Raw genomic sequence first — 12,855 nt, forward strand, 5'->3', positions numbered from 1 at the left:
CGGCACGTGAGGTCGGCGGGGACCCTGCCGGGGCCCCGCCGACCGTGTGCCGGCGTGTGCCGGGAGTTTCGCGGAACGTCGGGCGGCGTCAGGTGGTGACGCAGCCGATCGAGTCGACCGGGAAGTCGTTGCCCGTCGACGTGGCGGTGAAGCCGAAGGTCACGCTCCCGTCCGGTGGTACGACGCGGTTGTGGTCCACGTTCCGGACCGTGACCGTGCCGTCGGAGCCGCTGGACAGCGAACCGTTCCACACCCCGCCGAGCGTGGTCCCGCTGCCCGGCTGCCACTGCACGGCCCAGCCGTTCAGCGGCTCGGTGCCGTGGTTCATCACCTCGACCGAGCCCTGGAAGCCGCCGCTCCAGGAGTTCTCCACGGAGTACACGGCCATGCAGGAACCCGTGTGCGTGGGCGGGTCGGTCGGGTCCGTCGGGTCGGTCGGATCCGTCGGGTCCGGGTCCGGGGTGCTGCCGGAACCGCGGATGCCGGTGACCTCTCCGTTGCCGCCGTCGAACACGACGTCCGAGCAGGAGAAGAAGTTCTCCTGGCTGTCCGAACGCACCCACTGCATGAAGATCAGCGCGTCGCCCGAGCGGCCCGAGGGCAGCGCGAGATCCCAGTAGTAGTGGCCGCCGTCGGTCCCCGGCGAGCCCTGCTGCGGCGGGTCGGTCACCGTCTGGATCAGCTCCAGGTCGTCCCAGCCCAGTTCGGACGTGGGCGACCAGCCCGGCTTGGTCAGGTACACCCGGAAGTCGCCGGGGTGGGCCGCCCAGTTGCTGTACTGCACCGGAATCGTCGCACCCGACGTCAGGTGGGTGCGGGGCCAGTCGCCGCGCGGGGCGTTGTAGGCGCTGAAGTCGTACGGCGAGCGGTCACCGGCGCTGCAGAGGGTGCCGTCCGGTACGTAACCGGCGCCGCGGCCGCCCGCGTTGGAGTCGAGCACGGCGAACCAGTTGTACAGTGCCGTCGCCCCGCTCTGGTCGAGCGCGGACTGACAGGCCGGGTTCGTCGGGTCGAGGGCGCCGGTGCCGGTCTTGGCGTCCAGCTGGCACAGATAGGTGCGGGAACCGGGCATCATCGCCACGCCGTGCGCCTCGGCCCGCCCCTGCCCGAGCAGGAAGGTCATGCCGAGCGCGCTGAGCAAGGTGGCCAGTACCGCCGCCAAGGACAGGAATCTGCTGCGTCGAGCCATAGGGGTCTCCCAAGGGTCTCACTGATGATCAGGTCATGACAATCGCGAGGGTCGTGATGGAACCCCCGCCCGTCCGGGGCGGGCGCTTCGACCGGACGGGCGGGGAGGCGGTGGGCGGGGCCGGCCGTCAGGCCGTGGTGCAGGCGGTGCCGTTCAGGAGGAAGCCGGCCGGCTCGGCGAACGCGCCGCTGTAGGTGCCCTGGAAGCCGAACGACAGGCTGCCGCCGGGGGCGATCCGGGCGTTGTGGCTCACGCCGGTCGCCGTGACGCTGCCGGTGGAGGGCGTGACGGAGGCGTTCCAGGCGTTGCCGATCCGCTGCCCGGAGGGCAGGGTGAAGGCGAGCTGCCAGCCGTCGACGGCCGCCGTTCCCGTGTTGGTGACGGTGACGTCCGCGGTGAAGCCGTCCTGCCAGACGTTGGCGCCGTACGACACCTCGCACGCCGACGCGTCACCCGGCTCGCCGGGGTCCGTGCCGCCCGGGGTGCCGCCGGTCTCGACGGTGGAGGAGAACGAGTTCACGGCCAGCCCGGCGCCGTTCTGCCAGGGCTCGAACCCTGCCTGCACGCTCGTCAGGTACCAGTCGTCCTCGGCGAGTCCGCGCGCGACGGTCGCCCGGACGAAGTCCATGACGTCGAAGCTCCAGCCGCTGATCGCCGACGGCGCCACGAACGACAGCACGTCGTTCGAGCCGTTGCCGCCGCTCCACACCTCCCAGGACCGTCCGCCCACGGTCGCCGTGCCCACCGGCGACCCGATGGGCTGGATCGGACCGACCTTGTTGAACCAGATCATGATCTCGGTCCGGTTGACCCCGTCGGTCCGGGCGGTCGGGTCCAGCCATATGTCGTACGAGGCGTTGTAGACGGCATTGTCGACGAAGCCGTAGGAGATGCTGGACGGCGCCCGGGAGACGGTGTCGAGCCGGGCGGGGAGGCTGGTGCCCGGCGAACAGTTCGTGTAATGGCAGCCGTTGAAGACCGACGGGTACGACTTCGGCGCCCCGTCGGTCGGCGCCGAGCCGTCGGCCTGCGTGACGCGGAAGCCGGTGTCGGTGGCGGTGACGCACTGGGTGGCGCTCGAACCCCAGCGGTTGTTCTGGACGACGTACCGTCCCTGGATCGTCGTCGTCCCGAAGGGTTCGCAGATCGCGGTGTCCGCCCGGGCCGGCGGCGCGGCGGTCGCGAGTGACGCGAGGAGGGCGAAGGCCGGCAGGGCCGCGCTCAGGGCGCCCAGGAGGCCACGCCGGGCGCGGACTCGGGGCCGTAACGTTCGCATGGGGTCTCTCCGGGGGGTGCGGGGGGGGGGGGGGGGGGGGGAAGGAGGGGGCCGGTGCGGGAGCGCTCCCAACTCCCCACTGATGGGAGCGCTCCCACTTACCGGTTGATTGAGGACTGTAGGAGCGGTTCATGTTCCTGACAAGACTGTGCGTGCCGAAGTTGTCGAACGAATCTCGAAGCCCCAGGTGACAGCCCCGCCTCCGGCGGGAGCGCTCCCGGCAGCACAGTTGCCCGAGCGTCGGCCCGGGACGCTCGGACTCGCTCCGGACCCGCTCCGGACCCGCTCCGGACTCGCTCCGGACTCGCTCCGAACCCGCTCATGCGGAGTCGCGGATCACCAGTTCCGTGCGGAGGATGACGTGGCGCCAGGCGACGGGAGACTCCTCCATCTCCTCCTGAAGCAGCCGCACCATCGTGCGGCCGATCTCCTCCAGCGGCTGCCGGACCGTCGTCAGCGGCGGGTCGGTGGGACGGGCCGGGTGGAAGTCGTCGAAGCCGATCACCGCCACGTCCTGCGGCACCCGGCGGCCCGCGGCCCGCAGCGCGTTGAGGGCACCGGCGGCCAGCGTGTCCGACGCGGCGAACACGGCGTCGATGTCCGGATGCCGGTCGAGCAGGCCGGTCATCGCCCGGCAGCCGCTCTCCTCCGTGAAGTCGCTCCCCTCGACGACCAGCGACGTCCCGGCCGCCACGCCCGCCGCCTCCAGGGCCTCCCGGTACCCGCGCAGGCGGCACTGGGCGACGTACATGTCCAGCGGTCCGCTGATGGCCCCGATCGTGCTCCGTCCGGCGTCCAGCAGGTACCTGACCGCTCCGCGCGCGCCGCCCGCGTTGTCGGCGTCGACGTAGGTGACGCTCTCCTCGCCGGAACGCCGCCCCAGCATGACCGTGGGCAACCCCGCCTTGGCGAGCATGTCCGGCAGCGGATCCTCGGCGTGCACGGACATGAGCAGCACTCCGTCGACCCGGCCGCCCCGCGCGTACTCCACGAAACGCTGCCGCTCGGTGTCCGTGCGGACCAGCGTGAGCAGCAACTGCACCGGAGTGTCGGTGAGGGCGTCGCCGACCGCGTGGACGACCTCGGTGAAGAACGGCTCCCCGAACAGCCGCCAGTCCGGCTCCGTCATCACCAGCGCGACGGCGTCGGCGCGGTGCCCCGCCAGGGAACGGGCCGCGAGATTGGGGACGTACCCCAGTTCGGCGATGGCCCGCTGCACGGCGCGGCGCGTCGAATCCCGCACGCCCGCGGCGTTGTTGACGACCCTCGAGACGGTGCCTCGGCCCACGCCGGCGAGGGCGGCCACCTCCTCCAGCGTCGGCGTGCCGGGACGCTGCCTGCCCATGTCCGCCCGCCTTCCCCCACGAGATCACCCGATACTACGGTGACCCGCGCCGGCCCGGCGGGGCGATCGCGAGGACGAGGGCGCCGAGGTCGGGAGCCGAGGTCGGGCGCCGAGGACCAGGGCTGAGAACGAGGCGGAGGCCGCGCTAGGGGCCGGCGTCCCGCGTTCGCGCGCCCGGCCGGTGCCGGCGACCTCGGGGGTCCCCGGCCGTCAGCTGTCCAGGCGGACCGGCATCAGCAGGGAGAACGTCCCCTCGTCGTCCGTCCGGCGGATCGCCAGCGGTGCCGTGGGGGCGGCCCCGAACTCCAGGACGAGCCGGTCCCGGTCCGCGGCCGCGAGCGCGTCCAGCAGGAACCCGCGGTCGACGCCGACGCTGTTCCCGTCCGCGTCGCCGTCCCCGACGACGGTCACCGTTCCGTCGTCAGTCGTCGCCAGCACGCTGACGTCACGCGCGGACGGGCCGGGCTCGCCCGCCTCGGTCGTGCGGACGGGGCCGGTCTCCAACGCCTCGCGGAGCGCCGGCACATCGACGACGACCCGCCGCCCGGCCGGCAGCTGGACGAGACGGCGGTAGTCGGGGAAGTCGTGGGCCAGACGCTGCCCCGACGCCTGGCGCTCGCCCGCCTCCAGAGTGACGCGGTCGGCCTCGACGGCGAAGCCGGCGGGTTCGTCGCTCCCCAGCAGCGCGCGCATCGCGTCGACGAGCGGGGCGGGCACGACGACCTGTTCACGCGGTCCACCGTGTCCGGCGGAGGCGGAGGCGGAGGCGGAGGGGGAGGGGGAGGCGGAATCGGAGCCGGAGGCCATGCGTGCGACGGCCATCCGGTACCGGTCGGTGGCCACGACGTGCAGTGTGTCGCCGTCGACGTCGAACAGCACCCCTCCGAGCATCGGCAGTTCGGGGTCCTTGCCGACGGCGAAACGGACCGCGTCGATCGCGCCCGCCAGTTCGGGCGAGCCAAGGGACAGTCGGACAGTGTCGGTACGGGGCGAAGCGGTCATGGGGTTCTCCCTGTGGTCGAGTAGTGCTCGGAGCGTGGAGAACTCGCTGCGGGCTTCGGCCAGCCCCCGTTCGAGACGGCGCAGGTGCGCCTGGAGCAGCCGTCGCACGAGGTCCGGGTCCGCGCCGGACCAGCCGGCCAGGACCAGCCGGATGTCCGCCAGCGGCATGCCCGCCCGCCGCAGCCGCGCGAGCACCCTGGCCTCGTCGAGCTGCTCCGGGGCGTACCAGCGGTAGCCGCTCGCCGGATCGACCCGGGCGGGGGCCAGCACACCGGCACGGTCGTAGAACCGCAGGGCGCTCACGCCCAGTCCGCTGTCGCGGGCCATCTCCCCAATGCTGCGCATCTCGCTCTCCACGTCCGGAACTCTGGGCCCTTGACCAGGTCGAGGGTCAACCACGAGGTGTCCGGCGGGGGCCGGCCGGCTCGCACGACCCGTCCGTCTGCCATTCTTGCGCCGTGCACCGTCCCAGCGCCGTCACCCCGGACGCCCCCGCGGCGATACGGATGCCGCTCCTCACCCAGGAGTGGCTCGACCTCGCCTTCGTCCACTGGGCCGTCGAGCCCTCCGTCGTGGCGGGACTGATGCCGAGCGGCACGGTCCCCGACACGCACGAGGGGCTCACCTACGTCGGGCTCGTCGCCTTCCGGATGCACCGGGTCGGGTGGTTCCGGCTGCCCGGAATCCCCTACTTCGGCTCGTTCCCGGAGACCAACGTGCGGCTGTACAGCGTGGACGCGCACGGGCGGCGCGGCGTGGTCTTCCGCTCGATGGACGCCTCGCGACTGCTGCCGGTGGTGCTGGGGCGCGTCGGCTTCCGGCTGCCCTACCTGTGGTCGCGCATGACCGTCCGTTCGGAGGGCGACAGCGTGACCTACACCAGTACCCGCCGCTGGCCGGGACCGCGCGGTGCCCGCAGCCGCATCATCGTGCGGACCGGGGAACGCATCCACGAGCCCACACCCCTGGAGCACTTCCTCACCGCCCGCTGGGGCATGCACAACATGTTCTTCGGTGGGGCCGCGTACCTGCCCAACGACCACCCCCGCTGGCCCCTGCACCGGGCCCTGCTCGTCTCGTGCGACGAGGACCTGGTCGCGAGCGCGGGGATACCCGCCCCGACGGACGCACCGGTCAGCGTCCTCTACTCACCCGGAGTGCCGGTCCGCCTCGGCCGCCCGTCCCGCCCGGTCACCACCGCACCGGCCGTCCCTTGACCTCAAGCGCGGTTGAGGCACCACAGTGATCCGCATGAACCAGGAAGTCGTACCCGCTGAAGTCGTACCCGCTGAAGCCGCAGCCACTGAAGCCGCAGCTACTGAAGCTGCGGCCACTGAAACCGAGTCCGCGGACATCGAGGCCATCGAGCACGTCGTGGCCACCGTCGAACGCACCCAGCGTGCCAAGGACGCCGAAGGATTCCTCGCCCTCTTCCATCCCGACGCGCTCTGGACCACCGCCCACGGGAAGGTGCTGCTCGGCCTGGACGCGATCGCCGCGTTCACCCGCGCGGTGCTGCCCGACGCCGTCTGGGACGGCGACGTCACCTACGAGGTGGCACACACACGGTTCCTGCGCCCCGACGTGGCGGCGGTCAAGGTCCGGCAGGTCTACCACTCGGCGGAGGGCGACACGGAGGGTACCCCGCTGTACGTCATGACCAGGCAGGACGACGGACGCTGGCTGCTGCACGTCGGCCAGAACACCGAGGTCCGCAGCGGGTGACACCTGGGCCTCCTGGCCGCCGTGGGCCTCAACCGCGCCGATGCGCGACCCCGCGACCCCGCCCGCCGCGGCGTGCTGTGGGACGACCGCACGGGGCTCGGCTCAGCCCCGTGCCGGAGCGCCGTCGATCCGGTCCAGGACCGCCATCAGTTCGTCGCAGTAGGTGCGGAACATGGACTGTTCCAGGGGCGTCACCACGCCCATGCGGTTGTGCACCATGGGGTTGCGCACCTTCGCGAGCAGCGCGAACCGCGTCTCCCAGTACGCCTTGTCGCGGCCGAGGAGCTTGCCGAAGACGTCCCAGTGGGAGGCCATCAGGTCGTAGAGATCGCGCGGGTAGGTGAAGTCGAGAAGCCGCTCGGAGGCACGGTCGCCGTAGGCGCGCGACTCGCGGTCGCGCAGCTCGGAACACTTGTCGAGCAGCGGAGCGACCTTGGGACCGCGGGCCTTGCGCAGACCGGCCTCCCAGTCCTCGCCGTACCGCTGGGTGAATCCGCTCTCGATGAGATCGCGGACACGACGCTCGACGGTCATCCAGTTGTCCCAATGACCGAGACCGCGCCCGATCGTGGTCAGATAGTGCTGGAAGTTCAAGGAGAACGCTTGGTAGGTGTCCCCACGGACCACCAGTAACCCTTGTTGCAGCAGGACCTGGGCATCCTCCGGAGTGACCTCGAGCTGCGGTCCGAGCACGACCTCGAGGATGGCCCGCAGCCGTCCGTCCGCCCTGAGGAGGTCCACAAGGTCCCGGTAGTAGTAGTGGAACTCGGCCGGGAGCGGGCCCGCGTGACGCTCGACCGCCTGCGCCAGCGGGCTCTCCGGCGGGCCGGCGGAGCACACCCGGTCGAGGAGGACGCTGGCCAGGTAGGGGTGCCCGCCCGTCAGCTCGGCCAGCCGGTCCACGGGACCCGGAGGATTGGCGGCGCGGGCCGCCAGCCGGGTGAGGTCGCCGTCGTCGAAGCAGGTGAGGAACACCGAGCGGAAAATGCCGGCGAAGGTCGACTCGTCGGGATCGGCCATGTCCACGATGTCGCGCAGCTCGCGACGCGACGTGGTGACGAGGCCGATGTTCCAGTCCAGGTTGTACGCCATCTCACGCAGCGCCTGGAAGGTTCCGGGCCGGTCGCGGAACACCTCGCGTGCCGCGTCGAACTCGTCGAGCACCAGCACCACGCGCCAGTCGCGGCGCCGCACCAGTCGCAGGAACTCCTGCGTCTCCACCTGAACTTCGATCCACGGTGCGCCTTCCGCCAGCGCGCGGTCGCGGGCGCGGACGAGACGCCGGTCGCCGACGGAGTCCGGAGCAGCCTCTTCGATGAGTTCCCACACGTCGTCGACCAGCCGGCGCAGCACCTTCTCGATGCCGCCCTGGGTGCGGACGTTCATCCACACCGGCAGCATCCGCGGGTGCATGACGCGGGCGTCGGGCCGCATGAACAGGTGATAGGCGAGTGAGGACTTGCCGATGCGCGGCGGCCCGATGATCGCCGTCGCCCCGGCGACCGGCTGCTCCAGAACTCGTTCCCGTACGATACGCAACTGCTCCGCGCGGCCCACGTGCGCGTCCCCGTGCACGGGGTGCCCGACCGTGGCGAACGGGTTGGCGCGCCCCTGACCGGGAAGGGAGACGTGTGAGAGGTCCTCCATGCGCTCAGGCCCTTCTGTGGGACAGCCACTCGGTGAACAGCCCCACCTTGATGCGGTACCGGCCCTCGGACGCCAGCTCGATCACGTCCCGCCGCAGCAGGTCCTCCACCACCCGTTGCCCGTCGACGAGTTCACGTGATTTGCGGCCGTCCACATACACGTCCTTGCCGACGCCTTCCAAGGCACCCTTCAGCACGGAGAGCACCACATCGTCCCGCAGCTCGCTGACATCGGCGTCGCCCGGGGTGAGCAGGTTGTCGAACTGCTCCTGCGGCAAGGCGCGTTCGCCCTTCACCAGGGAGGCGGCGACCGCGTCGACATGGGCGGGGCCGATCAGGGGCTGGCGCAGCCGGTTCATGTGCTGCACCAGACGGTTGCAGAAGAGCTGGATGTAGTACGGGCTGCGCGCGGTCAGTTCGATGACACGCTGCACGGAGTCGCCCCGGTAGCGGCTCTCGCCCCCGGGCAGCGCGATGGGCTCCGTGATGAGGGCCTCAGCGGACTCCTGGTCGAGATAGGAGACGGGTTCCTGGCGAGCCACCTGGAACTCGTTGGGGAACGCCTTCAGGAAGCGGGGCATCAGATCGTTGCCCACGACGACGCTGGAGAACATCTTTCCCTCCAGCATCGCCTTCCACGACTTCATGAACTCCCGCGGCAGCGTGCCCCGCTCGATCGCGGAGTACAACACCGTGAACTCGTCCAGCAGCAGCACGAGCCGCCAGTTCTGGTAGGCCTCACTGCGCCGCATCCGCTGCCGCATGTCATACATGTACGCGTCGAAGTGCAGATTCGGAGTATCACTGTCCGTGAACGCGGTGAGGTTGGGACGGTCCAGGTCCAGCGGCGGGTGCCCCGCGTCCTCCAGTTCCTCGAGCCTGCGGTGGAACGCGGTCGCGATGAGGTACAGCAGTTGCCCGTGGTCGATCTCGGTGGCGATCTCCAGCAGGCTCAGCTTCGCCGCGAGAACGGGAGGCTGGAGTTCCTCCTGCAAGTGATGCAGGACGGAGGACTTGCCGACGCGCTTCTGGCCGTAGATCACCACGCAGGTCGCGTCGTTGCGATGGAAGGTGTCCACGAGGATCTCGAGCAGCGCGTCCCGGCCGAAGAACATCCGACGGTCCCTGACGGGGGCGCCCTCGGCATACGGATTGAGGATGGCCTCCCACTGCTGGACATCGCTGAGCTGGAGTGACAGCGTGCTGGCCTCGCTGGCCAGCATGCGCTCGGACCGCGAGGAGTACTCCAGACGGAACCGCAGCGTCGCGAACTGTTCGCGGATCGCCTTCGGTGTCACCGTGAGGGACACCGTGCAGGTCTCGGTCTGTTCGTCACGCAGTGTGTGCGCCACGGGGACGGGGCTGTCCACCCGCTCGTAGTCCTCGTCGTTCGGCAGCACCCGCAACTGCACCCCGCCGGCCGGGGACCGGTGCGGGGGATTGGTGACGGACAGCTGTACTTCGATGACGTTCGCCGCGTCCGGGGTGTACGCCGACAGAACCTCCTTGACCGCGAGGTCGGTGGGCTCGGCGGCGCGCTGCACCTGCGCGAAGTGTGCCGTCAGCGCCTGGTCGAGACTGGTCAGCAGCGGCACGAGGTACTCGACACTGAGCCGGGTCGGCAACCGCTCGATGGTGGCCACGAGTTCGCGGATCGACGTACCGATGCGCGAGGACAGCCGTTCCTGCTCCAGATACGACGGCTGCTCGAGGTATGCGCGCAGTTCCGCCAGTACTCCGGCGGCCTTGACCAGGCGGTCCCGGTCGAGCGGCGCGGTGTACGCCGTGTCGGACGTGCTCTCCAGGGCGTTGCGGTCCTCGGTGAGGGTGCCGAGCGGGTCGGTGCGCTGAAGCAGCGCCTGAAGGATCGTGCGCTGCTGGTCGACGAGGCGGACGTGATTGCGCTGTGCCTCGTCCCACAGCTGCCGGTACGCGTCCTGACTGGTCGACACCGAACCGTCGCTGAGGAAGTCGCGCAGCTCCCGGAACAGCACGTCGCGGATCTGGTTGTCCCGATAGGTCATTGACATGATCTCGCGGCGGACCCGCACCGGCGACACCGAGAGAAGCCCGACCAGGCCCATGGTGAGGGGCTTGTGACGGCTCTTGTCCTCCAGGACCCAGTGCACGCACTCCGTGAAGGTGGACCGGCTCTTGGGCTCCTCCCAGCCGGGGTCCAGGTAGGAGGTGACGAACTGCTTGACCTTCAGCTCGGCCATGTTGTCCCAGCCCCCGCCGAGCGCCAGTGCCTCCGTGTAGTAGGCGCGGGTGACGTCGGAGGGGCGCCGTTCGGCCGCGCACAGGTCGCCCATCGCGGCGCCGAAGGCACGCAGGGAGCGCAGGAAGCGCGGGTCGGTCGTCTGGCTGATGTCGCGCAGGATGCGGGCCGCGGACAGGTTGAACTCGGCCCGGTCGGCGGGCCGTGAGGTGCCCAGCCGCTCGATGAGCTTCGTCAGCTCCAGCACGTCCTGCTCGCCTAGCGAGCCCTCCTGGATGCGGACAGCGGCGACACCGGCGTACTCACAGCGGTTGAGGTGCATCCGGATGACGGGGCTCAGAGACTCGGACTGCTCGGGCTGCCATTCGCTTCTGGCGAGGAGTTCGTCGAGTTTGTCCCAGACACCGGTGCGCACCGCCTTGGTCACCGCGTCGTGGATGGAGCGGAACTCGGGATTGCGGGGCCCGTGCGCGAGGAGCCGCTCGGCTGCGTCCGTGGCTCGCTGCTTGTCGCGCTGCCGCTGGTAGACGGCGACGAGGCGCTTGAGCAGGCCGGTGCGGGTCTGGTTGGGATGCTCGCCCCGCAGCAGCTCTTCCAGCAGGCGGGCCGCCTCGGGAAGACGCTTCCGGTCGGTGAGGATCGTGATGATCATGTTCTGGTGCTGAAGGGTCTCCTGCACCACCGCGCCGGGCTCGCGCAACACCTCCAGGGCCTCGTCACTGCGCTGGTAGCGGTGCAATCCCCAGGCAAGGGCCCGTCGCGCGCGTTCGTGCCCCGGGTCCTCGGCGATCGCCTGACGGTAGAGGGCCTCGGCCTTCTTCCAGTCCTTGGACCGGGTGTCCGCGAACTGGGCCTGCGCGTACAGCGTGTTGCGCGGCCGTGACGGCTGCGCCTTGGGCGGCCTCGGCGCAGGGGCGGCCTTCGGGGACGCGACGGCACTGCCGCGCTCGGTCACCCGGGCGGTCAGCTCCGCCTCGGCATGGGCGACGATCCCGGCCAGGTCCGGATCGGACGGGAACTCCGCGAGCGCCCCCCGGGCGATGGCGATCGCCGCGGCGAAGTTGCCCTGCTGGAACTGCCGCCTGGCCGTCTCCTTCTGCCGGTGGAGGTCCTTTCCCGGAGCTTGGGGGAGGACCGGTGCCGGCACCGGTGACGGGGAGGGGGTGGGACGGCCGTTGACGGCCGGCGTGTCCGTTGAGCGGTGCGGCACGGGTACCGAGGCCGAAGGACCGCCGTTGCGGGATGCGGGTGGGAGGACCGGCGGGAGGGCCGGTGCGGGGTGCGAGTGCGGTGACGTGGGAGCGTCCGCGCCGCCGGCCTCGAGGCCGAGCCGTTCCGACGTACCGGGGCTGAGCACGTCCAGGATGCGGCACAGGTCACCCGGGGCGATGACCTGCCGGTCGAGATAGGGCTCCAGGGGGCCGGCCCGCTCCGGGAGCAGCCGCGCCACGAGGTACAGCGCGGCTCGAGCCGCGACACGCCTCGGTGCGGGGTCCGCCTCGCTCGCGCCCGCGAGGGTGTACGCGGCCTCGGCGACGTTCCCCGTCCGCAGTGCCAGGTCCAGGAAGGCGCGCAGCAGCCGGTCGTCCGTGTTCTCCACCGGAGCCGTACGCAGCGCCCCGCTGAGCGCGGCCATCGCGTCCCCGGTACGTCCGCCCCGGGCCCGCAGCGCCGCCAGGTCCCACACGTACCGGCCGCCGAGGTGAGCGGCCTGTTCCATCCAGGCCTCGGCCTGCCGCCTGGTCGCGTCGCCCTCGCGCCACTCCAGCAGCGTCAGCGCGGCCAGATGCAGGCCCGGTGGGTAGCCGCTGGTCTGCGAGGCGGCGGCGAGATCGCGCAGGGCGCTTCCGGCCTTGGCCGCGTCGCGCGCGAGGCGGGCCGACTCCAGCCGGTTCTTCGCGCGGGCCAGGTGCTGCTCCACCTCCTTCCGCAGGCTGTAGCCCAGGTCGACCACGGGATCCCGCTTGAAGGACGGCTTGTTGAGCCGCAACTCGGTCTCGCCGGGGGCGAACTCGGCGTCCAGCTCCGGCCAGAGCGGGGCGGCGTTCGGCTGAGCCGCAGGCGCGGCATCGGGCCGGCCCGGCACGGAGCCGGCGCGGTCGTCGGAAGGGCTGCCGGGCGCGCTCGGCGCCCCCGTCGCCGAGGGTGTGCCGGGCTCGGCGCCCCCGGGCGCGACGCCCGTCGGGCCGACGGCGGGGGGCGCGGTGCCCACCACCTCGATCAGTTCGATGGCGTCGGCGTTCACCAGTGACGGCCCGCGCTCCGTCGCCAGCACCACACTGCCGTTGCCGACCTCGACGAGTAACCCTCGCGCGGAACGGCCGCCCCCCAGGTGGACGATCACGTCCATGCCCACCTTGTAGTACTGCTGGATCTTCCCCGAGTCCACATCAGAACGGTAGCCCATGAGGACGCCTGGTATGGATGCTTTTGACAGCCGAACTCCGGGCGCTT

General features: G+C 71.1%; 8 protein-coding genes. 2 read left to right on the plus strand and 6 right to left on the minus strand.

The genetic code is table 11. The features are described from left to right. Positions 1-88: 88 nt before the first annotated feature. The 4 genes from OHA99_RS32170 to OHA99_RS32185 form a co-directional block, all read right to left on the minus strand. Positions 89-1,189 (minus strand): lytic polysaccharide monooxygenase, encoded by a 1,101-nt coding sequence (locus OHA99_RS32170; protein WP_153180963.1) that lies wholly within the window; start codon positions 1,187-1,189, stop codon positions 89-91. A 127-nt stretch (positions 1,190-1,316) separates the two neighbouring features. Next, positions 1,317-2,465, minus strand: a complete 1,149-nt coding sequence (locus tag OHA99_RS32175; RefSeq protein WP_405698484.1) for a GH12 family glycosyl hydrolase domain-containing protein — start codon at positions 2,463-2,465, stop codon at positions 1,317-1,319. Positions 2,466-2,784: 319 nt separating this feature from the next. Continuing rightward, positions 2,785-3,810: a LacI family DNA-binding transcriptional regulator gene (locus OHA99_RS32180; protein WP_164385620.1), complete on the minus strand. Its 1,026-nt coding sequence runs from the start codon at positions 3,808-3,810 to the stop codon at positions 2,785-2,787. A gap of 210 nt (positions 3,811-4,020) precedes the next feature. Further along, positions 4,021-5,157, minus strand: coding sequence for a MerR family transcriptional regulator (locus tag OHA99_RS32185; RefSeq protein WP_405698485.1), 1,137 nt, complete (start codon positions 5,155-5,157; stop codon positions 4,021-4,023). Between the two features lie 113 nt (positions 5,158-5,270). On the opposite strand from OHA99_RS32185, the gene OHA99_RS32190 reads away from it, so the two are divergent. After that, positions 5,271-6,029 (plus strand): DUF2071 domain-containing protein, encoded by a 759-nt coding sequence (locus OHA99_RS32190; RefSeq protein ID WP_366472789.1) that lies wholly within the window; start codon positions 5,271-5,273, stop codon positions 6,027-6,029. Between the two features lie 25 nt (positions 6,030-6,054). Beyond that, entirely contained in the window at positions 6,055-6,537 is a 483-nt protein-coding gene (locus tag OHA99_RS32195; protein ID WP_405698486.1) for an SgcJ/EcaC family oxidoreductase, read from the plus strand. A gap of 102 nt (positions 6,538-6,639) precedes the next feature. Here OHA99_RS32195 and OHA99_RS32200 read toward each other — a convergent pair whose 3' ends face one another. After that, complete coding sequence (locus OHA99_RS32200; protein WP_282879848.1) at positions 6,640-8,184, minus strand: ATP-binding protein; 1,545 nt, start codon at positions 8,182-8,184, stop codon at positions 6,640-6,642. A 4-nt stretch (positions 8,185-8,188) separates the two neighbouring features. Continuing rightward, positions 8,189-12,790, minus strand: a complete 4,602-nt coding sequence (locus tag OHA99_RS32205) for a tetratricopeptide repeat protein (RefSeq protein WP_366472791.1) — start codon at positions 12,788-12,790, stop codon at positions 8,189-8,191. Between the last annotated feature and the right edge of the window lie 65 nt (positions 12,791-12,855).

Source organism: Streptomyces coelicoflavus (assembly GCF_045041415.1).
Lineage (GTDB): Bacteria > Actinomycetota > Actinomycetes > Streptomycetales > Streptomycetaceae > Streptomyces > Streptomyces coelicoflavus.

Bases quoted from the DNA above. Each gene is read 5' to 3' on its own strand.
- OHA99_RS32170 (WP_153180963.1), bottom strand. From the start codon at position 1,189: ATGGCTCGACGCAGCAGATTCCTGTCCTTGGCGGCGGTACTGGCCACC.
- OHA99_RS32175 (WP_405698484.1), bottom strand. From the start codon at position 2,465: ATGCGAACGTTACGGCCCCGAGTCCGCGCCCGGCGTGGCCTCCTGGGC.
- OHA99_RS32180 (WP_164385620.1), bottom strand. From the start codon at position 3,810: ATGGGCAGGCAGCGTCCCGGCACGCCGACGCTGGAGGAGGTGGCCGCC.
- OHA99_RS32185 (WP_405698485.1), bottom strand. From the start codon at position 5,157: ATGCGCAGCATTGGGGAGATGGCCCGCGACAGCGGACTGGGCGTGAGC.
- OHA99_RS32200 (WP_282879848.1), bottom strand. From the start codon at position 8,184: ATGGAGGACCTCTCACACGTCTCCCTTCCCGGTCAGGGGCGCGCCAAC.